This window comes from Vibrio sp. 1641 (assembly GCF_033339995.1).
GTDB classification, from domain to species: Bacteria; Pseudomonadota; Gammaproteobacteria; order Enterobacterales; family Vibrionaceae; genus Vibrio; species Vibrio alginolyticus.
Map to the genome: position 1 here is coordinate 151,465 of NZ_JAWOVP010000003.1, position 21,021 is coordinate 172,485.

The following is a 21,021-nucleotide window of genomic DNA, read 5'->3' on the forward strand; positions in this document are numbered from 1 at the left end:
ACAGAGACAAAGGTTACTCTATTTCGGTTTGTTTTGATTGCCTTTTAACCGCTTTTCTTTGCGTCGCAGTGCCCGGAAAAACTTTGACTCTTCATGGTACCAACCAAGGACACTAATTGGGAAGCCCACGAGCATCATAATAAAAACATCCGCAGGGAGTTGTTCCCAAATGTCGCTTAAAGAATGCAGCTCTCCAAAAATGAACAAACCGATGACTTTACCAAGCAGTAATGCACAACAAATCATAAAGAAGGACTTTAATATATAGTGCCATTTGCCTTTTTTACGCTCTTCTCTCCAATAGGCATATTTATATTGTCGGTCGTACATTCATCCCCCTAAAGTAAACTTGCCGTAAGTTTAAGTATCTCGATAGCGTAAAGTGCGTTGGCACCTCTTTAATCATAGTGCGTATCTAAAGTGAATGCTTGTCGTGGCAGTAAGAAGGAGAGGTATTATGTAGTAAGAGCTACATAATCTCTGAACGTTATATGTCTTGTATCATTCGGATGATGCCTGATTTTGCTTATCGCTAGTGTTTTCTGAACACCCAAATCGGGCCGATGAGTAGAAACTGTAAATCCTCAAAAAACGACGGTTTTTTACCTTCAATCTTGTGACCGATAAATTGCAATATCCACAATACGCCAAACAAAAGCATAGAAATATGCAGAACGGGCAACATCAATACCTCTAGAGACCAAATAAGTCCAATGCACGCTAATGTGTAGCCGATCATCATCATGAATACGCTCAGAGACAAACGAAAATAGAAAACCCAAGTGGGGATCACCGCTACCCAAACCCAATTAAGTTCGAAGCCTAATAATGAAATCTGGGGAATCGACCAAATAAGTCCAACCACAGAAAGGTAAATACCTGGAACTGCGATTGTGTGAATCTTTTGGTTGATAGGGTTTTGGTGACTCTCCCCGTATTCTTTTAGCCATTCAGATAATGCTCGCATATCATTCACCTTTTCCACCTTCTTATTCTTATATAGCCCGAGGATGAAAAAGGTGCGAATTTTTCCGTAAAGGCTAGGAGCAACGAGCGACAAAACAACAGAGGCCAGTGCGTTGCCGATTACTCACCAAGCAACGCTCGTTGTGCTTTCGGCAGCTTGGCAACGACAAGAGCATAAGAGCGTTCACACAAGTCTTGAATCAACCCATCCTCGACATCACCGTTAAAATAAACCGTTATCCAATGACGCTTATTTAAGTGATAACCCGGGATAATATCCGTAAACTGCGACGTTAAGACTTCTCCATCTTCTGGTTTTACTTTTACGCTGACATACTCCCGACCGTTTCTCTCTGCAATGATGGCAAACATCTTGCCTTTGATTTTGTATACAAGCGCTTCAGGCCCAAATGGGAAATCGCTTTCTGCACACATGAAGGTACTTAAGTATTGTTCTAGTTCTTTGCTTTTCATATCCCCTACCTCCTTCTGCGTTCTCATTCAAATTGTGGCAATAGCAATTTTAACGCCTGGTTAACCTGCGCTTTTTCATTGCCTTCTAAACCATGCAATAACGATTGCTGAACGTCTACATGCTCCAAAATTAGCTTGTCAATTAAGGTTAAGCCTTGCTCTGTTAGTTCAACGGTGACGCTACGTCGGTCTTCTTTACTATGGGTTCTGGTAATAAACCCTTTCTTCTCTAGTTTATCTAAGCGATTAGTCATCGCACCCGAAGTGAGCATCATCGACTCTATTAACGCTGAGGGAGTAAGACAATATGGTGAACCAGCTCGACGCAGTGTCGCTAACACATCAAATTCACCCATTTTCAGATCGTACTTCTTATGTAGCTCGGCGACCCTAGATTCCATGTGTTTTGCAATTCGCATTAGTCGACCCATTATTGCCATCGGTTCAGTGTCGAGGTCTGGCTTCTCCCTAGCCCACTGCTCTACCACTCTATCAATTGCATCCATTATTTCTCTCCAAACATCATATATTTTTTATTTTAACATAAAGATACTTTACAAAAAGCCACCTTGCCGATATCGTTACATTTAATTATCTCTACATAAAGATATTTAACATGAACATTTTACTTGCGATGATTCCTGCCTTTTTTTGGGGGACGACTTACGCTGTTACTCAGTTTACTCTACCGGACTGGCCTCCCGTTTTACTTGGCGCTCTAAGGGCACTGCCTGCGGGTCTTTTGTTGCTGGCAATAAAGCCCTCGTTTCCAAAAAGAAGTGAGTGGAAAGTGCTGCTTGTTTTAGGAACCATCAACATTGCTTGCTTCTTTGGTCTCATTTTTGTCATGGCGTTGACGCTTCCTTCTGCCATCTCTGGTGTTGGTATGGTTTCGGTCCCCGTTTTTGCGATGCTGTTTGGTTGGGCGGTCTACAAACGTCAGCCTAGTGGCATTCAAGCGATAAGCGGCGCAACTTTGATTGCTTTAGCTTGGTTCTTATTTGATCCTAGCTCTATTTCTCTCGAACCCGTGGGCTTACTTGCGATGATCTCCGCCATTATGTGCATCGTGATAGGAAGTAGCGTAACAAAGTCACTAGGTACAAAAATGCACTGGTGGACAGTGCTAACATGGCAGCTCATTTTGGGTGGCGTGATTATGTCTATCGCAACAAGTGTGCTGGCGATAAACAATCCAGAGCCATATGTTACGGTCGTTCAGGACGTATCCATGACGAATATTCTAGGGTTACTGTGGGTAATTATTCTGAACACCGCATTAGGGTATGGCATGTATGTATGGTTATTACAGCGGATGTCGGTCGTAGATTTTACCTTTGGTGGTATTGCAAACCCAGTCGCAGGCATTGTTTCGGGCCTACTGCTATTGGGGGAAACGTTCACTCCTCTGCAATACAGCTTAATGCTAGGAATGATCGTAATGTCATTACTACCTCAGCTCATTACGTCAATCAAAACGAAAAGAGCCGCACTCTCCTCCTAAGTAACGTTAATTCCTAACACTCTAGGAGTAATGAGAGTGTTAGGAATCCTCAAGTGTGAGCCTACCAGCAGAAATCAGCGCTAACCTAGGCAACTGGCACCTTTAAAGCGGGATGTTATGACGTTATGGCTATTAAGCACTTGCAAGGTTAGTCAGGGGCTCTGGTTTAGCGTAAACATAACCTTGAATAAGGTAAATCGCATGCTGAGCCAGGTATTCGACTTGAGCCTGGCTCTCTACACCTTCTGCAATCATCTCACATTCCGCTTTGTTCGCTGCAGACACAATTGAGTCCAGCACTTTCAATTTTTGGTCGTCAGATCCTATTGGATCAATGAACATCTTATCCACTTTTACACACCGGATGCCCAAATCTTGTAGGTAAGAAAAGCCACCATATCCGGTACCAAAATCGTCAATTTTGAACTTGTAGCCTTTATTCGTTAAATACAAAATCTCTTTTTTCGCGGCCTCAGTGTCTTTTACTGGTATTCTCTCGGTCAATTCAAAATGAATTCTATTAGAGATTGGCCAATTTAACTCCGACAGTAACTTCGTTAATACACCTGACTCTAAATGGGAGGAAACAATATTGATACTGACCCACGTATGCTCGGGTAAGTCACTTAAGTCTTGTATGATTTTACGAATAAGCTGATTCGTCATCGGAATAATCAGGCCACTTTCTTCTGCAGCACCAATAAACATATTTGGTGGCACCATTCCATCACGTCGCGACCATCGAATCAGAGCTTCATATCCTACTGTCTTACCATCGCGACTATCGACAATCGCCTGGTAGTAAGGAATAAATTCTGCATTACTAATCCCATTTTCAATTAGACCTGTAATGGATTTTCTCAAGCTTTTACCAGATATGTATGCAAAGGCAGTCACAAGACCTGCAAGCACACTTACAAGACCGCCCCACAAAAGTACTCTTTCCTGAGCATAATTTTTAAGTTTTTCACCGCTGTATATCTTGATGAGCATGTTGGCTTGAGACTCTCCTGAAAAGAAAAACTCTTTTGAGAGTGCGTTTTCTTCTCCTGTAATATTCGCTTTGCCACGGCTTATCGTTAAATCACCAAATATTGGTTCATCATACTTAAACTCTACAAATAGGCAGTCTTTGCAAGGCGTTTTTATTACCTCGTTAACCCAACTGTTATCAAGTACCCAGAAGACTTCAACGTGTTCATTATCATAAATGACCATCCACTCTATTTGGTCATTCTGTTGCGGCAAAATAAGTGATGCGAAAAAGTTTTCATCCATCTGAAATCGTTCACTACTAGATGGGCGAGACACTTCACTACCAACCGTGGAACACGTTTTTCCGCCTTCTGTGGTCATCGCAATAAAACGAATGTAACGGTTATAAAAACGTGGGTCGCGTAAAGTTCTTACATCACTATCACTACAAGTAAAATCTAACTGAGCAATCTGCTTCACTATTGCTCCGTCCAAATAGGCAGACCTTTGATTTAAATAATCTACGTAAGCATCTATTTTCGACGCTTTTACCGAGTTGACGTAAAAGTTGGTTATCGAATGAAAGGCCACTACAAATATGGCGATGGGAACTAAGCCGAGTAAAATGGCATACCTTGTATTCTTTGTTATCAAAGTTCGTCCTGCTAATCTGTCAAGCAACCTAAGTGGGATATGAATACTATCTCATTTTTATAGTCCAAAAAGTGAGGAATGACGCTCAATAAAATTATAGACTCAAGTGGCTTTCAGATGTCGGGATTTAGAATGTGAGCACCAAACCACATTCGAGGAGAACAAAGTAGCGACTAAGTGAAAAGTAAGAACGAGCCCAACTGTTAAGTCATCCGTAATAAAAGTGACAACTTGGATCTTGAGCAATACTTTTTAGATAGGCAGCAGATACGCTAAAAAACAAAAAGGAAACGATTGATGCCAACCGCTTCCTTTATTTGTTATTGCTATTTAAAAGTGCGTGAATTACGCCACTTCAAGAATCACTTTTTCCAACTTATCTAGGCCTTCATTTAGCACGTCAGATTCGATGGTCAGTGGAGGTAACAGACGAATCACGTTCGCTTTTACTCCACAAGAAAGCAGGATAAGGCCGTTTTCTTGCGCTTTAGAAATCACCGCTTTGGTCATCTCTTGCAGTGGTTTGCCTGATTCTGGGTCAGTAAACTCAATCGCCATCATTGCACCAGTAGTGCGGATTTGACCGATAGCAGGTACTGACTGTTGCAGCTTAGTCATTCGTGCATTGACCACTTCACCAATGCCCATCGCTTTAGTGCACAAGTTTTCTTCTTCGATGATTTTCAGCACTTCAAGACCAGCAACACAACCAAGTGGCGAGCCCGCATAAGTGCCACCTAAACCACCGGGTAGTGCAGAGTCCATCACATCCGCTTTCCCAACTACCGCTGAGATTGGGAAACCACCAGCAATGCCTTTCGCCATTGTCATTAGGTCTGGTTCAATGCCTAGGTACTCTGTTGCAAACATTTTACCGGTACGAGCAAAACCCGTTTGGATTTCATCGGCAATCAGCATGATACCGTGCTTATCACACAGCTGACGTAAGCCTTGTGCAAACGCTTCAGGTGCTTTGTAGAAGCCGCCCTCACCTTGTACTGGCTCGAAGATGATCGCCGCAACGCGTGAAGGTTCGATATCGCAAGCAAATAGATCGTCGATTGCTTGTAAGCTTTGCTCAACGCTGATGCCGTGGAACGCATTTGGGTACGGCGCGTGATAGATTTCATTCGGGAAAGGACCAAAGCCTGCTTTATATGGCGCAACTTTACCAGTTAACCCCATAGTCATGTTTGTGCGACCGTGAAAGCCGCCTTTAAACGCTATCACGCCGCTACGGCCTGTATGAGCGCGTGCCACTTTTACGGCATTTTCGACCGCCTCGGCGCCAGTGGTTAGAAAAATCGCTTTCTTCTTAGTCTCACCTGGTGCAAGTTCTGTCAGCTTTTCTGCCAGCTCAACGAATGACGCGTAAGGCGTGACCATTGCACACGTGTGCGAGAAGTTATCCAACTGAGCTTTTACCGCTTCACTAATGCGTTTATGAGAATGCCCCGTGTTAGTTACCGCAATGCCCGCTGCAAAGTCGATGTATTTGTTGCCTTCAATATCCCACACGTAAGCGTTTTCTGCTTTCTCGACGTAAAGTGGGTACAGTGCGCCCATGCCTTGAGCGATAACTTGGCTTCTTCTTTCGTGTAGTTGTTGGTTTGTCATTGTTTTGTCCTTAATTAGTTGCCGCCAAAGCAGAGATATTTCACGTCCATGTATTCATCGATACCTTGTTTTGCTCCTTCGCGTCCGATGCCGGACTGCTTAACACCGCCGAAAGGAGCGACTTCAGTAGAAATCATGCCTTCGTTAATGCCAACCATGCCGTATTCGAGCGCTTCTGCGATTTTCCAAACACGGTGGATGTTTTGGCTGTAGAAGTACGACGCAAGACCGTAAATGGTGTCGTTCGCCATTTCGATCAGCTGTGCGTCGCTGTCAAAACGAATCACTGGCGCAACAGGGCCAAAGATTTCCTCGGAAACAATCTTCATGTCGTGAGTAACGTCTTTGAGAACCACTGGCTGCATAAATAGACCATCGAGCTTTTTAAGTTCTGAAACCGGCTTCGCGCCTTGCTCGATAGCACCATCAATAAGCGTCTGAATGCCTTGCTTCGCTGACTCGCTGATCACTGGACCAATGTTGACCCCCTCTTCCAATCCGTTACCAACTTTGAGCTGCTGAACCGCAGCGTCAAACTTAGCAACGAATTCGTCATACACTTTGCTGTGTACATAGAAACGGTTCGCACAAACACACGTTTGGCCTGCGTTACGGAACTTCGACGCCATCGCACCCGCCACGGCAGCATCAATGTCGGCATCATCGAATACGATAAACGGCGCGTTGCCACCGAGCTCCATTGAGGTACGTTTAATGTCCGCCGCGCTTTGCTGCATCAGCACACTACCAACTTGGGTAGAGCCAGTGAAAGACAACTTGCGAATCAACGGATGCGAAGTGAAGATAGCACCGACCTGACGGGAGTTTTCCCCCAATACCACTTGCAGCACATCGCGTGGGATACCCGCTTGATAGGCAAGCTCAGCGACCGCAAACGCAGACAGCGGCGTAGATTCAGATGGTTTTACGACAAAGCTACAGCCTGCCGCTAAAGCTGGACCTGCTTTGCGCGTGATCATCGCAATTGGGAAGTTCCAAGGTGTAATCGCACAGGCAACACCAATTGGCTGTTTGATGGTCACCAAACGCTTGTCCGCACTTGGGGCAGGAATCGTCTCACCGTAGGTACGTTTCGCTTCTTCAGCAAACCATTCGATAAAGCTCGCGCCGTAAAGCACTTCACCTTGAGCTTCAGCCAGCGGCTTACCTTGCTCTAACGTCATTAAGCGGCCAAGGTCGGCTTTGTTTTCTAACAGGAGTTGGAACCAACGATTGAGCATGCCAGCACGCATTTTTGCTGGCAGTGCCGCCCATTCTTTCTGCGCCACACTGGCGCGTTCAATGCCATTTAAAATGTCGTTTTCGGTTGAGACTGGTGCGTACCCGAGGAGTTCTCCGGTCGCCGGATTAGTCACTGCAATGCCCTGTTGTGGGTTCGCTACCATAAACGAAACAAGGGTTTGGTTTTGTATCTGTTGCATGGTCATTCCTTTTGACAACTCATCATCGCCGCTAAGCTAGCGGCGAGTTTATGTTTAAGCAGGGATCTGCTGCGTAATGCAGTGAATGTTCCCTCCGCCAAGTAAAACCTCTCTCGACGGTATCGCGATGATTTGGTATTCCGGCATCGCGTTTTGCAAAATATCGATCGCCATAGCGTCGGTCTCTTCGTCCAGCATCGGCAAGAACACATGCTCGTTGACGATAAGAAAGTTCGCATAAGAGGCACTTAGGCGTTCGCCAGCTTGTCGACTCATTCCTGAACTGGCGTCGATACCATTGGCTTCGCGCTCGCTGTAATGCAACGGACCAGGTAATGGCAAACGGACAATTTCAATATCGCGTCCTTTCGCATCGTGCTGAGATTTCAGTACTTGTTCCGCTTGACGAGATAACGCGTATTGCGGATCGCTTGGGTCATCGGTCCAACTTAGTACCACTTTACCCGGTGCGATAACGTGCATCAGGTTGTCGATATGGCCGTCTGTTTCGTCATTGAATAAACCATTTGGCAACCAAATGACTTTTTCGATACCGAGATACGCCTTTAACTGCTCTTCAATTTGCGCTTTGCTCAACTGTGGATTTCGCCCCGGACTAAGTAAGCACTCTTCTGTGGTGTAAAGGGTGCTTTCACCATCGGTGTGAATCGCCCCACCTTCAAGTACAAACGGTGCGCGGTAATGATCAATACCGATGATGTCGCACACCGAACCAGCGACAAGATCGTCCTGCTGCCAGTTGTCGTAAAGGCCGTTGTATTCGCCGCCCCACGCGTTGAATTGCCAACTAATCCCACGGCGCTCGCCCGCTTGGTTAACAAGCACGGTCGGCCCGATGTCTCGCATCCACGCATCGTTAAATGGGATTTCCACCAAACGTACATCTGAGTGAAGCATTTGACGCGCTCGGTCAAAGTTGTGCGAGCACACCGCCACACACACTTTGGTCACTTCCGCGATTAAGTTCGCGATTCTGGCGAAGGTTTCTTGCGCGGGTAATGCGTCATCACGCCAATTGTCTTTCCTTTCTGGCCACGCTAGCCAAACTTCACTAACCGGCTGAAACTCAGCCGGAAAATAGAAGCCATCCTGCGCTGGTGTTGTCGATAACTTCATTTTAACGCCTCTTTAAACGGCTAGTTTGCCAACGCTGGTGTAAAGGTCTGGACGACGGTCGCGGAACAAGCCCCACGCGTGACGCGCTTTCGCTGTCGTAGCTAGGTCGATTTCTGCGTAAATGATGGTTTCACCTTGACGCGGTGCTTCGGCAATTTTTGCACCAGTGTGGTCAGTGATAAAAGAAGAGCCGTAGAACGTCGTCTCGATACCATCATCGACTTCAGTGCCCACTCGGTTTGACGCAATCACTGGAACGAGGTTTGCTGCCGAGTGACCTTGCATTGTACGTTGCCAGTGGTCACGTGAATCCAGTGTCGGATCTTGAGGCTCAGAACCGATTGCAGTTGGGTAAAAAATCGCTTCCGCGCCGTTCAGAGCCAAGCTGCGTGCAAGCTCTGGAAACCATTGGTCCCAGCAAATGCCAGCACCGAACTTACCGAACTTGGTTTGCCACACTTTGAAACCGGTATCGCCAGGGCTAAAGTAGTACTTCTCGCTGTAGCCCGGGCCGTCAGGAATGTGTGACTTGCGGTAGTTATCTAGTACCGTACCATCGGCATCAATCATCACTAGCGAGTTAAAAAACGTATTGCCCGCTTTTTCAAAGTAGCTGACAGGAATCACCACGCCGAGCTCTTTAGCCAACGCACTCATCTCTTTAATAAGACGACAATTCTCCGTTTCTTCTGCAAGCTCGAAATACTTCGCTTCTTGTTTTTTGCAGAAGTAAGGTGCAGCGAACAGCTCTTGCGGAAGAATCACGTTCGCACCGTTTTGTGCTGCTTCACGAATCGCCTTTTTTGCTTTGGCTAAGTTATCTTCCAGATCCCAGCTTTTCGTCAGTTGAAGGGCTGCAAATTTCACTACTTTGCTCATTTGATATTCCTTATCTCTTAAATCGCCAGTTTGTCACGTAGGTTGTAGTAAGCCGCGCCCATTGCCGTAAACGGAATTTGGAAGTGGCGGCCCCCCGGGAAGGAGTAATGTTTCAGTGCAGCAAACGCGTCAAAGCGTTCTGCGTGTCCGGTCAGAGCTTCGGCCAGCAACTTACCTGCTAGGTGAGTACACGTTACACCGTGACCGCTGTAGCCTTGTAGGTAGTAAATGTTGTCTGCAAACGAGCCAAATTGCGGCATGCGTGAGTAAGTCAGCAAGAAGTTACCTGTCCAGGTGTAATCAATCTTGATGCCTTTCAATTGTGGGAAGACTTTTTCCATCTTCGGACGGATCAGTGCTTCGATGTTTTCTGGGTCACGTGCTCCGTAAACCACACCACCTCCGAACAACAAACGCTTGTCGGCGGTTAAGCGGAAGTAGTCAAGCAAGTAATTACAGTCCTCAACGCAGTAGTCACTGGTCAGCACTTGTTTTAGCTGCTCATCACTCAAAGGCTGAGTCGCCACCACTTGTGTGCCACACGGAATCGCTTTGTTGCTGATGTTTGGTGCCAAACCACCAAGGTAGGCGTTACCTGCCAGTACCACGTACTTGCTCTTCACGCTGCCTTTCGCCGTTTTCACTACTGGGTTAATACCTTTATCAATCGACACGACCGCCGACTGCTCAAAGATTTGACCACCTAGAGACGTAAACGCAGCAGCTTCACCCAATGCCAGTTTAAGCGGGTGAATGTGACCACCGCGCATATCCAGTAAGCCGCCAGTGTATACTTTAGTGCCTACCGCTTGTTCTACCTCTCCTGCGTCAAGCAGAGTCAGTTGGTCGTTGCCGTAACGCTCCCAGTTCTTCTTATGTTCTTCTAGCCCTTTGAGTTGTTTACTGTTCAGTGCCGTGAACAAGCCGCCTTGCTTGTAATCACAGTTGATGTCGTATTTGTCGATCAGGCCACGGATGATATCGCCGCCTTCAAAAATCATATCGCACAGAGCTTTGGCTTGGTTTTGGTCGTAACGGCTTTCAATCACGTCAACATCTCGGCTGTAGCTGTTAACGATTTGGCCACCGTTACGACCAGTTGCTCCAAAGCCCACTTTTGCGCTTTCTAGCACAACGACTTTAAAACCTTTTTCTGCAAGGTGTAGTGCAGAAGAAAGACCAGAAAATCCCGCACCGACTACACACACATCGCACTCGATGTCGTTTTGCAACTGTGGGTATTCCGGCATGTTTGGCACAGAGTGCGCGTAGAACGAATCCGTATGCTTGTTCATAGAACTATTCCTTTATTTATCGTAATCGTCAGCAGGCTTAAGGATGGAGGCGAATCCAAGTGGTTTTGGTTTCGGTGAATTTTTCAATCGCGTGGAGAGACTTGTCTCGACCATTTCCGCTCATTTTGAATCCGCCAAATGGGACCGTCATATCACCTTCGTTGTAGTTGTTGACCCAAACCGAGCCGGCTTGCAGTCGTTTTGCTACGCGATGAACGCGGTTGATATTGCTGCTCCAAAGTGCAGCACCTAAGCCGTACTTCGAATCGTTAGCGATCTCAATTGCTTGCGCTTCGTCTTTGAATGGAATGACACACAGCACCGGACCAAAAATTTCCTCCTGAGCGACACGCATCTTGTTGTCGACGTTGTCTAAAATGGTTGGGGAAACAAATGCACCTTGCCCATCGACATCGCCGCCACAACGTACGTTTGCACCTTCTGATTCACCTAACGAGATGTATTCCAACACTTTTGATTTATGATCTTGATCGATAAGCGCTCCCATGGATGAACTTGGGTCCATTGGGTCTTTTGGCGTGAACGCTTTCGACGCTTGAATAACTTTTTCTAAGAACTGATCTTTGATGCTTTCGTGAACAAGCAGGCGGGTTGCCGCGACGCACACCTCACCTTGGTTGTAGAAACACCCTGCGGCGGTTTCTGCTGCTGCGCGGTCTAAATCATCACAATCTTCAAACACGATGTTCGCGTTCTTGCCGCCCGCTTCTGCAAACACGCGCTTTAGGTTGCTCTCACCCGATCTGACCATCAGTTGGCCTGCAATGCGCGTCGAGCCTGTGAAGGCGATGCAGTCTACGTCTTGGTGTTTCGCCAGCGCGTCGCCAGCTTCATGACCAAAACCCGTAATGACTTGGAAAACGCCTGTTGGTAAGCCCGCTTGAGAAGCAAGTTGACCTAGGAATATCGCGGTGAGAGAAGATTTTTCTGACGGTTTTAGAATCACGCTGTTACCAGCGGCTAAAGCAGGACCAAGCTTCCAGCACGCAAGCCAAAGGGGGAAGTTCCACGGTACAACCGCAGCAACCACACCAATTGGTTGATGAGAAATAAAAGCGTGTACATCTTTTTCAGTTGGGGCAACTTCGCCGTATACTTTGTCGATTGCTTCTGCGTACCAGCGTAATGCACTCGCCGCACCAGGAATATCGGTAGAGAAGCTGTGAGAGATAGGCTTACCGGTATCAAGCGTTTCTAGCAGAGCCAATTCTTCTTGGTTTTGATCAATCAAGTCAGCAAACTGTTTAAGCACTGCTTTGCGATGAGCTGGGCTGCTCTCGCTCCACTGACCGGATTGAAATGCTTGGCGAGCGTATGAAACTGCGAGATCAACATCTTCATTTTGGCAACGGGCGATTTCGGTGAATATCTCATCTGTTGCTGGGTTAACTACCGGGATGGTTTGCCCTGTTAAAGCGGCACTGTATTCACCGTTAATGTACGCCCTGTTTTCGATGTTTAGATTGTTTTTTAGTTCAATCCATTGCTCTTGGGTTTTCATACGCTCTCCTTGTGATCACACAAGGCAAGCCCCCACTAAAATGTGGTTGGCGTATGCGCACTTATCATTCGACAAGCCTTGTCTGTGTGATTTGTAAATCGATGGGGCTTCGTCGTATCAATAATGTACGACTCGCCCGCTGTTATGACATGAGATTGCCCTTTATATTCCAGAGTGATTTCGCCCTCTAATACGGTGCCAATCTCTTCGCCTTCGTGTTTGATTTCTGCCGCACCAGTGGTTCCATAAGGTGCGTATTCCTCGATCAAGAATCCGATGACTTGATCTTTGTCGCCATTCGTGACCAGTTTCATGGACACCGTCTCGCTTCCGATTTCCACAAGATCTGACGGCTTGATGACTACTTTCACTTCATCGTTCGAAGGTTGTTCAAAAGTGAAAAACTCTGATAACGATAAAGAAAATACATTAACGATTTTTTGTAGTGAGCTGACCGACGGGCTCACTTTGCCATTTTCAATGGATGAGATTGCACTGTGGGTAATACCAGCGCGCTCGGCTAGTTCCCTTTGTGACAATCCATGTTTTTTTCGTAACTGAACAATATTTTTACCAATCTCTTGATTGTCCATTCATACAGCTCCAAACGTTTAACGAGAGGTAGCCATCATAAATTCATTGAACAAAATTTGAGAGAAATGATTGGTTTTTGCTTCCCATTCTGGGTGCCACTGCACGCCAACGAAAAATTTTTGATTAGGAAGACTAAATGCTTCTACCAAGCCATCCGGGGCTTTAGCTTCTACTTGTAATAGAGGAGCAAGCTGATCGACGCCTTGGTTGTGTAGTGTGTTCACTTCAAAGAAGGTGGTGTTTTCCCAATGATTTTGCACCAGCCATTGTTCAAATAAGCTCTGTTTTTGAACTAGCACAGCGTGTGCTGGCGCGTATTTTTGTTCGAAATCTTCAACAGGCGCTTCACGATGGTCATTGAAGCCGGAGTCATGAACGGCTGGGTTTAACGAGCCACCGAGTGCGACATTCATCTCTTGAAAGCCACGGCAAATACCAAGGCACGGAATGTTTTGGTCAACCGCATGACGAATTAACGTGAATGAGAGCTCATCACGAGCTTCATCTTTGTAGCTCTCTTCGTGCGTTGCATTGTATCGATGTGGCGCAACGTTAGAGTGGCTGCCAGGAAAAAGAAAACCATCACATATGTCTAGGATGGTGGTTACGTCATTGCCCGACATGTCGGGAGCCAACATAATCGGTAGCCCTCCAAAATCCTTTATGGCGCGAAGGTAAAAGTCGTTGACCGCTTGTATCTGATAGCCACCCAACTCTTTAGCGCAGCTAACCACACCAATGATGGGTTTGTGTGTATCTGCCATGATATGTCCATGTTCAATTTATTTAACACAAACCCTACAAACCATGTACAAAATTATCAACACAGATGACCATTATTATCGTCACAACGTGATCTGACGCACTTTTTAGGCTTCAAAACTGAATATTTATGCTCATTATATTGAACAAAACAAAACCAACTGTTACAAAATAGTTAACAGAAAGACATAAAAACCAGCCGTTAAACATCAAAAGCACAGTGTAAGTGCATGTTTAAATTAAAAATAACCTGAAAAACAAACAACTCGTTCAGAGTGCTGTAATTTATTTGTTAATTTGGTTATTTCTAATTTCTACTCGTCAGGCTATTTGGAGAAGAAAATGGAATCGTATCTACAGGAAGTACAAAATTTTAAACAAAAATGGCCCGATATTGAATTTATCGATCTCATCTTTACCGATATAAATGCCACCCCAAGAGGAAAACGCATCCCGATAGATGCTCTAGAAAAACTAAATAAAGGTGTTGCCCTCCCCCTTTCGACCATCACCCTAGATACCAAAGGTAACGTCGTTGAAACGGCCGGGTTGGGAGAAGATCTCGGAGAGCCAGATAATCTCTGCTATCCAATCAGCGGCACCTTAATGCCGACGGCAAAAGAACAAGTTGGTCAGCTACTGCTTAGTATGATGGATGAAACCGGGCAGCACCCTAACCCACTGTTCATCCGAAACATTCTCGCTTCTATATTGCAAACACTGCATGCTAAAGACCAATATCCTTGTGTCGCGCTCGAGCTGGAGTTCTATTTAATAGACAAAACCCGCGGCGAAAATGGCGAACCATTAACGGCAATTAACCCCACGAAAAAAACTCGAGAAAAAGATACCGAGGTTTACGACCTTGATGGACTAGATGACTACGCTGATTTCTTGGCCGACCTTAATCGAATTGCATTAGAACAAGGTTTAAACACTTCCGGAGCCCTATCTGAATCGGCACCAGGGCAGTTCGAAATCAACTTCAACCATTCCAAAGATGTACTTCGAGCATGTGATGAAATCATCATCGCAAAACGCTTGATTCGCCAAGTCGCTCATCAGCACGGATTTGACGCCACATTTATGGCGAAACCTTTTAGTGAGCAAGCGGGTAATGGCATGCACATTCACCTCAGCTTGGTTGATACAGATGGTAACAACCACTTTAGCCAGCCAGACGGTCAAGCGAGCGCCTTCTTCTATCAAACCATGGCAGCGATGCTGTCACAAACATCCGATGCCATGGCCCTAATCTGTCCTAACGTTAACTCTTACCGTCGCTTTGTTCCTGGCGCTTACGTCCCAACCAAAGCCGATTGGGGAGAAAACCACCGCGGTGTTGCGTTGCGTGTGCCTATCAGCGATAGCAAAAATCGCCGTATAGAGCATCGTATAGCAGGCGCTGACGTTAACCCATACATTCTCGCTGCAGTAGTACTTTCCGCAGTATTAGCGAGTGAAAGCTACACCAAAGATCAATGTCCACCGACTCTCAGTGATGATGCAATTGAGTTACCTCTGCGTATGTCAGAAGCTCTAGAGCGACTGGAGCACAGTGAGCTGGCTCAATACATCTCAAGAGACTTTATCGATTTGTATCTAGCTTGCAAACAGAGTGAACTCGCAGAATTTGAGCGAGCTATTACTCCATTGGAAATCGACTGGATGTTGCACTCGGCATAAACAAAGGAAATGAACTTTATGACTACGCAGACCAAGGCGCTGGATGCGCCTCTTAAAATCAACTCTCAACACATTATTGTTTCTTTAATCTCGGTTGCGACGTTTGTCTTTTTTACCACAATCGGTTTGAACCATGAGGAAGGCGAAGCCTACGGATGGATGAGTCTTTTACCAACGGCGTTGGTATTGGTCTTTGCGCTGACAACACACCGAACTGTGGAAGCCCTCTTTAGCGGCGCTATTGCCGGTGTTCTTCTGCTTAACCCAACTGAAGCGGTGGAACAGATTGTTGATATTTCCATGAGTGTAATGATGGATGAAACTATTGCTTGGATCATCCTCGTTTGTGGTTTGATGGGCGGCCTAATTGCTATTTTGGAGAAAGGCGGCAGTATCTTAAGCTTCTCCGACATGCTGGTCACGAAAGTAAAAAGCCGTAAGCAATCGATGCTGATGACCTTTGCTTTAGGTATTCTGATCTTTATCGACGATTATTTGAATGCGATTGCAATTTCTTCCTCAATGAAAAAAGTTACGGACGGCTACCAAATCTCGCGTGAAAAGCTCTCATATCTTGTGGATTCAACCGCCGCGCCTATCTGTATCCTCGTACCGATTTCCACTTGGGCAATTTTCTTCAGTTCGTTGCTAGAAGCAAACGGAGTAGCAGAAGCGGGAGATGGTATCAAAGCATACATTGAAGCTATTCCATACATGGCTTACGGCTGGGTAACGCTGGTGATTGTTTTGCTGGTTGCAATGGAAAAGATCCCAGATCTAGGTGCGATGAAAAAGGCAGAAAAGCGTGCGAAGAATGGTCAAGTTCGTCCAGACGGTGCAACAGATGTCGACTTTGGTCCCGATGTATCTGCACATACCAACCCAACCATGGGCCTTGTCAACTTCTTGTTACCAATGATCGTACTTGTTGCCGCAAGTTGGTATTTTGGTATCGATCTACTTGCTGGTGTTTTCGTCGCGTTAATCTTTACTATTAGCTTTTACGGCGCACAAAAACTGATCTCGATGAACGACATGTTCGAAGCTGTTTATGATGGCATTAAAGTTATGCTACTGCCGCTTGCGACCGTTATTGGTGGTTTCATGTTGAAATCGGTCAACGACTCATTGGGCGTCACGCAGTATGTCATTGAGACCGTCAGCCCTTACCTGTCAGCGTCTTACTTCCCTGCGATTATCTTTATGATTACGGGCGCGTTGGTATTTGCAACGGCATCGTCTTGGGGAACGTTTGCAGTAGCGATGCCAATTGTTCTACCTTTGGGCGAACAGCTTGGTGTGCCTCTACACTTAACCGTTGCAGCGCTGCTTTCAGCATCAGCGGCAGGGAGCCACTCTTGTTTCTTTAGTGACTCAACCGTGTTATCTGCACAAGGTTCAGGCTGTACAGCAATGCAACACGCAACCACACAGTTTCCTTATGCGTTGATTGGTATTGTTGCAACCGCGATTTTCTTCTTCATCATCGGTTAGCCCCTTTATCTAATTGCAAAACCCTGCTCAAAAATAGCGGGGTTTTGTTCTATCAAGTCAAATGATCCTCTTAAAACTACTTTACGCGCGTTCAGTATAAAAATACTCAAAGATGTACAGCTGCACTCAATAAGGGTTTGGTAAACCTAATATTTTTGGTTTACGCTTAGCGAAGCGTTTATTGTGCAACAAGGCAGCTTTTGAGTAACTTAAATGCCGCCTTAATACAGTGTTAACGGTTGGAGAGACATGAAAAAGTTAGCCCATGAGATATGGATATTTGACGGAGATCCCGTCCAATTCTTAGGACTCCCATACACCACTCGTATGACTATTGTTAGGCTTTCTGATGGTGGCCTTTGGGTTCATAGTCCAATTCAGTTATCAAATTCGATTAAAGAGCAAATCAACAATCTAGGCCAAGTGAAATACTTAATCGCTCCTAATCATTTACACCACTTGTTCTTATCTGAATGGGTATTTGCCTATCCTAGCGCAGAAGTTTATGGCACAAATGAAGTCATTAAGAAGTGCCGTGATATACACTTTCACGCTTCACTTAACCAAGGCGGTAATGCTTGGAACTCTGAGATTGAACAAGAACTATTTTCTGGCTCTCCATTAATGGAAGAGTGTGTGTTTTATCATCGACTTTCAAAGACCTTAATTGTTACTGACCTCGTCGAGAATTTTTCTGGCCAGAACTTTAACTACTGGCAGCGGTTTGTGGCTAAAGGAGCCGGTATTCTTGCTCCGAATGGAAAAATGCCTTTGGATTGGCGCCTAAGTTTTATGTTTAGCAAACAAGAGGCTCGAAAACACTTAAATAAATTGCTGTCTTGGAAACCTAATATATTGGTTATGGCTCACGGCGAAATCGTCCTTGATAATGCAGACGAGTTCTTACAGCGCTCTTTTAAGTGGCTAGTATGAGACAGCATTGAAAACTCACACAACAGAATAGACAAGAAGCTATTTTAAAACATTAGGCCCTTTTAGCTTAGTCTTAGGGGGGAATTTACAGAACTACACGTTATGTTTAACGATAAGATCCCCTGTTCCTCTTAATTGAGCATTATGCAGCAATTTAAAATTCCGTTAGAATTGCACTTCAAAAACTTCAATGCGAAGAATTCTGGACATTGGTACGGACATAAGTTCAAGAGTTAACATAACGCTATAGCAATCTCTTACTAATAATTTGCTTCGAGACATTGGCATACTCCCGAAACAAACCCTTCTACTCTAAAGGTTTTGTTAATAACAGTTGCCATGCTTGTTAGTTATTCTCGTTGAACTCAGTATCTTGAAGTTGTTTGAATATATAAATTTAAAAAAAGAGACATAAGATGCACAAAAAACTCATCATTCTAAGCTTGCCTATTCTATTAGCTGCATGTGCGGCACCAAAGTATACGGTAGAAACAATCTCGAAAGAAAATCAGAGCAAGGAAATCACCATCGTAAAAGACAACGCCACGCGAGATGTTTTCTTAGATTCGATGCAAGACTGGTGTTTGGATACAGCCCATAAATGCACAGTCGTAAGCGACGGCACGCCTCCTGTTAGCTCTGAGCTAACACTTACTTACGTATCACGCTGGAGCTGGGATTTTAGAACATTTATCGCTGATGCTCAGATCAAAGCCTACAAAAATAACGAAAAAGTAGGACAAGTTGAATTTAAAGCACCAAACAGCGCGAATCCAGATAAATGGGGTAAAGACAACAAACGAATCATTTCGATGATGGATTTGTTATTCGGTAAACAAACCGTGAGTGAGGCTCAATCCAAGATTAAGCTGGGCGAAATGTAATGAGCCGAACAATTGCCCATTTAACAAGCATCATATATTTGTAGAGAAAGATAGGAATGTTTAAGTGACTGAAGTCAAAACCATTGGGCTTTTCTTTATAACCGCCATTGCAGAAATATTAGGCTGCTACTTACCTTATCTCTGGTTAAAGGAAGATAAGTCAGTTTGGCTTTTGGTACCAGCAGCGCTATGCCTTGCTATGTTTGCTTGGCTTCTATCTTTACATCCTACCGCAACTGGCAGAGTTTATGCCGCTTACGGTGGTGTCTATATTTTTGTCGCAATTCTATGGTTGTGGTGTATCGACGGCGTTCGACCAACGCTCTGGGACATAGTGGGGGTTTCTGTCGCTATGCTTGGCATGTCAATCATCATGTTTTCACCCAGAGCATCCTAAACGTAACCGAGGGAAACCCTTACGCTTAGTATTTTGGCTATGTGCTAGATTTATTGATTAATAACATTATGACGTAATTGCTACATAGCCAAAGTATGCTTGGGCTTCACCCCAAAACAGCGCTATTTATAGGAGATACCAATGAACCATGCAGTGAAGGCAAGATTTGATGAGTATCCAAAACATGTGCGTATTCGGATAGAAGAGCTACGAAATATCGTCTTAACTATCGCTTCTGAATTAAAACTGGGGGAAGTTGAAGAATCTCTAAAATGGGGAGAGCCAAGCTACAGTGTGAAAACAGGTAGCCCGGTAAGGATGGATTGGAAACAGAAAACGCCTAGTCGTTATTATCTGTTCTTTAATTGCCAAACTAAGCTCGTCGACACATTCCACGAACTGTATAGTGACTCACTTGAGTTTCAGGGTAATCGAGCAATAATTCTATCTTTATCCGCTCCTTTGCCAGAAGCTTCAATCAAGACCTGTTTAGAATTAGCATTAACCTATCAAAAGCGAAAGAACTTACCTCTTTTAGGTATGTAAGATCGCTTAATAAAACTATTTACGGCCGATTAACCATATTCAACTACTCTACCTTTGTATCCTTTTTAATGCTTACGCAGTAAAGTTTTAGATTAAGTGGTCACGTTAATAGCGCCGTAACCAAACTAGTAATATCGAAATAAAGAAGAGTTTATGAAATCAAAAATTTTGTTCTTACTAATGCTTGGAGCTCATTTCAAAGCTTTTTCAGCGACGAACTATCAAGTAAATGTGGTAGTAACAGAGCCTCAATCAACATTCATTTTTCCGACTTTTGAAATATCCTCTAAAGGAAAAAGCAAAACCAGTTTTGTCGACGGCTGCACGTACTTAGGAACCCTTTCAGAACCGAGCAAAAATAGCATACAGCTTGAAGCTACCATGTCATGCAACCGAGATGGCGCTACGTCAAGGATAGAAATGCCGGTATTTGTACTCAACTCCGAGGGTCAAAGCGCGAGTTATGATCTTGTAGAAAATGGGATCGTGATGTGGAAATATTCTGTAGAAGTTAAGCCGTCACTTAAAAAGTGATATATCAGAAATACTAAAGTAACAATCAGCACTATTAACCGCCGTTTAAGTGTAATAGGTATATTCTTTACGACTTAATGACGTTACTTGTTGCCGCAAGTCTCCAACTCATGTACAAAACAGCCCTAATTTTAATAGGAGCTAAGTGGCATGAATTTAATTGTACGTCAGGTAACTTTAGGTGATGCTGAAGGCATTACAAACGTCCTCAATCCCATCATTATTGAAGGTTTATACACTGTATTAGATACGCCTTTCACACCTGAAGAAGAAAAAGAGTTCATTACTCATTTCCCAGAACAGGGCGTGTTTACAGTCGCTTTATCCGAAAATAGCTCACAAGTCATTGGTTTCCAAAATATCGAGCCCTTTGCACAATATACAAAAGCTTTTGACCATGTTGGCATAATTGGTACATTTGTTAGTGACGGTGCTCGTGGCCAAGGTGTGTCTAAACAGCTTTTCAAATCGACATTCGAAGTAGCCAAACAAAAGGGTTACGAAAAACTATTTGCGTACGTTCGCAGCGATAATGAGCGAGCGTTATCAGCCTATCTCAAACAAGGCTTCGAAATCGTAGGGACCGCGAAGAAGCATGCAAAAGTTCGTGGGAAATACGTAGACGAAGTCCTCATTGAGAAGTTTTTGTAGGTGTTAAGTCGCTAAACACTAAGCACGCATATAAGAACATTTGAACCAAGACTCAATTTCCGTCGTAACAATGTC

22 protein-coding genes are annotated in these 21,021 nt (G+C 44.8%); 9 read left to right on the forward strand and 13 right to left on the reverse strand.

What is annotated here, in order from left to right; genetic code table 11:
• Window positions 1-18: 18 nt before the first annotated feature.
• From R7Z47_RS08510 to R7Z47_RS08525, 4 genes are all read right to left on the reverse strand, one after another.
• Window positions 19-330 (reverse strand): hypothetical protein, encoded by a 312-nt coding sequence (locus tag R7Z47_RS08510; protein ID WP_005377799.1) that lies wholly within the window; start codon window positions 328-330, stop codon window positions 19-21.
• A 202-nt stretch (window positions 331-532) separates the two neighbouring features.
• Window positions 533-967, reverse strand: a complete 435-nt coding sequence (locus R7Z47_RS08515) for a DUF962 domain-containing protein (RefSeq protein WP_005377800.1) — start codon at window positions 965-967, stop codon at window positions 533-535.
• Window positions 968-1,086: 119 nt separating this feature from the next.
• On the reverse strand, window positions 1,087-1,440 hold the full coding sequence (locus R7Z47_RS08520) for an MmcQ/YjbR family DNA-binding protein (RefSeq protein WP_017633985.1): 354 nt from the start codon (window positions 1,438-1,440) through the stop codon (window positions 1,087-1,089).
• Between the two features lie 23 nt (window positions 1,441-1,463).
• Window positions 1,464-1,946 (reverse strand): MarR family winged helix-turn-helix transcriptional regulator, encoded by a 483-nt coding sequence (locus R7Z47_RS08525; RefSeq protein WP_053350391.1) that lies wholly within the window; start codon window positions 1,944-1,946, stop codon window positions 1,464-1,466.
• A gap of 110 nt (window positions 1,947-2,056) precedes the next feature.
• Here R7Z47_RS08525 and R7Z47_RS08530 point away from each other — a divergent pair, with 110 nt between their 5' ends.
• On the forward strand, window positions 2,057-2,944 hold the full coding sequence (locus R7Z47_RS08530; protein WP_064353868.1) for a DMT family transporter: 888 nt from the start codon (window positions 2,057-2,059) through the stop codon (window positions 2,942-2,944).
• A gap of 132 nt (window positions 2,945-3,076) precedes the next feature.
• On the opposite strand, the gene R7Z47_RS08535 is transcribed toward R7Z47_RS08530, so the two are convergent.
• From R7Z47_RS08535 to R7Z47_RS08575, 9 genes are all read right to left on the reverse strand, one after another.
• Window positions 3,077-4,399: an EAL domain-containing protein gene (locus R7Z47_RS08535; protein ID WP_258661513.1), complete on the reverse strand. Its 1,323-nt coding sequence runs from the start codon at window positions 4,397-4,399 to the stop codon at window positions 3,077-3,079.
• 519 nt (window positions 4,400-4,918) lie between these two features.
• On the reverse strand, window positions 4,919-6,190 hold the full coding sequence (gabT, locus tag R7Z47_RS08540) for a 4-aminobutyrate--2-oxoglutarate transaminase (RefSeq protein ID WP_054730169.1): 1,272 nt from the start codon (window positions 6,188-6,190) through the stop codon (window positions 4,919-4,921).
• Window positions 6,191-6,204: 14 nt separating this feature from the next.
• On the reverse strand, window positions 6,205-7,632 hold the full coding sequence (locus tag R7Z47_RS08545) for an NAD-dependent succinate-semialdehyde dehydrogenase (RefSeq protein ID WP_213871611.1): 1,428 nt from the start codon (window positions 7,630-7,632) through the stop codon (window positions 6,205-6,207).
• Window positions 7,633-7,686: 54 nt separating this feature from the next.
• The gene (gene aguA, locus R7Z47_RS08550; protein ID WP_213870086.1) at window positions 7,687-8,769 is read right to left on the reverse strand and encodes an agmatine deiminase; all 1,083 of its coding nucleotides are present in this window, start codon (window positions 8,767-8,769) and stop codon (window positions 7,687-7,689) included.
• A 12-nt stretch (window positions 8,770-8,781) separates the two neighbouring features.
• A complete protein-coding gene (gene aguB / locus R7Z47_RS08555) occupies window positions 8,782-9,648 on the reverse strand; it encodes an N-carbamoylputrescine amidase (RefSeq protein WP_262606566.1) in 867 nt (288 codons plus the stop codon).
• A gap of 17 nt (window positions 9,649-9,665) precedes the next feature.
• Window positions 9,666-10,943, reverse strand: coding sequence for an NAD(P)/FAD-dependent oxidoreductase (locus R7Z47_RS08560; RefSeq protein WP_005377810.1), 1,278 nt, complete (start codon window positions 10,941-10,943; stop codon window positions 9,666-9,668).
• Window positions 10,944-10,980: 37 nt separating this feature from the next.
• A complete protein-coding gene (locus R7Z47_RS08565) occupies window positions 10,981-12,465 on the reverse strand; it encodes an aldehyde dehydrogenase (protein ID WP_064368212.1) in 1,485 nt (494 codons plus the stop codon).
• Between the two features lie 35 nt (window positions 12,466-12,500).
• Window positions 12,501-13,058, reverse strand: coding sequence for an HTH-type transcriptional regulator PuuR (gene puuR / locus R7Z47_RS08570; RefSeq protein ID WP_005377813.1), 558 nt, complete (start codon window positions 13,056-13,058; stop codon window positions 12,501-12,503).
• An 18-nt stretch (window positions 13,059-13,076) separates the two neighbouring features.
• Window positions 13,077-13,823: a gamma-glutamyl-gamma-aminobutyrate hydrolase family protein gene (locus tag R7Z47_RS08575; RefSeq protein WP_169628436.1), complete on the reverse strand. Its 747-nt coding sequence runs from the start codon at window positions 13,821-13,823 to the stop codon at window positions 13,077-13,079.
• 340 nt (window positions 13,824-14,163) lie between these two features.
• Between R7Z47_RS08575 and R7Z47_RS08580 the strand changes: the two genes are divergently transcribed.
• The 8 genes from R7Z47_RS08580 (at window position 14,164) to R7Z47_RS08615 (ending at window position 20,946) form a co-directional block, all read left to right on the forward strand.
• Window positions 14,164-15,507, forward strand: coding sequence for a glutamine synthetase family protein (locus tag R7Z47_RS08580; protein WP_017820915.1), 1,344 nt, complete (start codon window positions 14,164-14,166; stop codon window positions 15,505-15,507).
• Window positions 15,508-15,525: 18 nt separating this feature from the next.
• The gene (locus tag R7Z47_RS08585) at window positions 15,526-17,001 is read left to right on the forward strand and encodes a Na+/H+ antiporter NhaC family protein (protein ID WP_005377816.1); all 1,476 of its coding nucleotides are present in this window, start codon (window positions 15,526-15,528) and stop codon (window positions 16,999-17,001) included.
• A gap of 249 nt (window positions 17,002-17,250) precedes the next feature.
• Entirely contained in the window at window positions 17,251-17,934 is a 684-nt protein-coding gene (locus R7Z47_RS08590) for a DUF4336 domain-containing protein (protein WP_262606567.1), read from the forward strand.
• A gap of 416 nt (window positions 17,935-18,350) precedes the next feature.
• Window positions 18,351-18,818 carry an Sbal_3080 family lipoprotein gene (locus R7Z47_RS08595; protein WP_005385757.1) on the forward strand — a complete coding sequence of 156 codons (468 nt, stop codon included), beginning with the start codon at window positions 18,351-18,353 and terminating at the stop codon, window positions 18,816-18,818.
• Window positions 18,819-18,882: 64 nt separating this feature from the next.
• Window positions 18,883-19,215 (forward strand): YnfA family protein, encoded by a 333-nt coding sequence (locus R7Z47_RS08600; RefSeq protein ID WP_005377819.1) that lies wholly within the window; start codon window positions 18,883-18,885, stop codon window positions 19,213-19,215.
• A gap of 141 nt (window positions 19,216-19,356) precedes the next feature.
• On the forward strand, window positions 19,357-19,761 hold the full coding sequence (locus R7Z47_RS08605; RefSeq protein ID WP_005377820.1) for a DUF1801 domain-containing protein: 405 nt from the start codon (window positions 19,357-19,359) through the stop codon (window positions 19,759-19,761).
• A gap of 153 nt (window positions 19,762-19,914) precedes the next feature.
• The gene (locus R7Z47_RS08610; RefSeq protein ID WP_005377821.1) at window positions 19,915-20,295 is read left to right on the forward strand and encodes a hypothetical protein; all 381 of its coding nucleotides are present in this window, start codon (window positions 19,915-19,917) and stop codon (window positions 20,293-20,295) included.
• Between the two features lie 150 nt (window positions 20,296-20,445).
• The gene (locus R7Z47_RS08615; protein ID WP_054730744.1) at window positions 20,446-20,946 is read left to right on the forward strand and encodes a GNAT family N-acetyltransferase; all 501 of its coding nucleotides are present in this window, start codon (window positions 20,446-20,448) and stop codon (window positions 20,944-20,946) included.
• Window positions 20,947-21,021 lie beyond the last annotated feature (75 nt).

Coding starts and splice junctions, on each gene's coding strand:
- R7Z47_RS08510 (WP_005377799.1), bottom strand. CDS start 330: ATGTACGACCGACAATATAAATATGCCTATTGGAGAGAAGAGCGTAAA.
- R7Z47_RS08545 (WP_213871611.1), bottom strand. CDS start 7,632: ATGCAACAGATACAAAACCAAACCCTTGTTTCGTTTATGGTAGCGAAC.
- aguA (WP_213870086.1), bottom strand. CDS start 8,769: ATGAAGTTATCGACAACACCAGCGCAGGATGGCTTCTATTTTCCGGCT.
- R7Z47_RS08530 (WP_064353868.1), top strand. CDS start 2,057: ATGAACATTTTACTTGCGATGATTCCTGCCTTTTTTTGGGGGACGACT.
- R7Z47_RS08595 (WP_005385757.1), top strand. CDS start 18,351: ATGCACAAAAAACTCATCATTCTAAGCTTGCCTATTCTATTAGCTGCA.
- gabT (WP_054730169.1), bottom strand. CDS start 6,190: ATGACAAACCAACAACTACACGAAAGAAGAAGCCAAGTTATCGCTCAA.
- R7Z47_RS08580 (WP_017820915.1), top strand. CDS start 14,164: ATGGAATCGTATCTACAGGAAGTACAAAATTTTAAACAAAAATGGCCC.
- R7Z47_RS08585 (WP_005377816.1), top strand. CDS start 15,526: ATGACTACGCAGACCAAGGCGCTGGATGCGCCTCTTAAAATCAACTCT.
- aguB (WP_262606566.1), bottom strand. CDS start 9,648: ATGAGCAAAGTAGTGAAATTTGCAGCCCTTCAACTGACGAAAAGCTGG.
- R7Z47_RS08515 (WP_005377800.1), bottom strand. CDS start 967: ATGCGAGCATTATCTGAATGGCTAAAAGAATACGGGGAGAGTCACCAA.
- R7Z47_RS08610 (WP_005377821.1), top strand. CDS start 19,915: ATGAAATCAAAAATTTTGTTCTTACTAATGCTTGGAGCTCATTTCAAA.
- R7Z47_RS08605 (WP_005377820.1), top strand. CDS start 19,357: ATGAACCATGCAGTGAAGGCAAGATTTGATGAGTATCCAAAACATGTG.
- puuR (WP_005377813.1), bottom strand. CDS start 13,058: ATGGACAATCAAGAGATTGGTAAAAATATTGTTCAGTTACGAAAAAAA.
- R7Z47_RS08565 (WP_064368212.1), bottom strand. CDS start 12,465: ATGAAAACCCAAGAGCAATGGATTGAACTAAAAAACAATCTAAACATC.
- R7Z47_RS08590 (WP_262606567.1), top strand. CDS start 17,251: ATGAAAAAGTTAGCCCATGAGATATGGATATTTGACGGAGATCCCGTC.
- R7Z47_RS08575 (WP_169628436.1), bottom strand. CDS start 13,823: ATGGCAGATACACACAAACCCATCATTGGTGTGGTTAGCTGCGCTAAA.
- R7Z47_RS08520 (WP_017633985.1), bottom strand. CDS start 1,440: ATGAAAAGCAAAGAACTAGAACAATACTTAAGTACCTTCATGTGTGCA.
- R7Z47_RS08615 (WP_054730744.1), top strand. CDS start 20,446: ATGAATTTAATTGTACGTCAGGTAACTTTAGGTGATGCTGAAGGCATT.
- R7Z47_RS08560 (WP_005377810.1), bottom strand. CDS start 10,943: ATGAACAAGCATACGGATTCGTTCTACGCGCACTCTGTGCCAAACATG.
- R7Z47_RS08525 (WP_053350391.1), bottom strand. CDS start 1,946: ATGGATGCAATTGATAGAGTGGTAGAGCAGTGGGCTAGGGAGAAGCCA.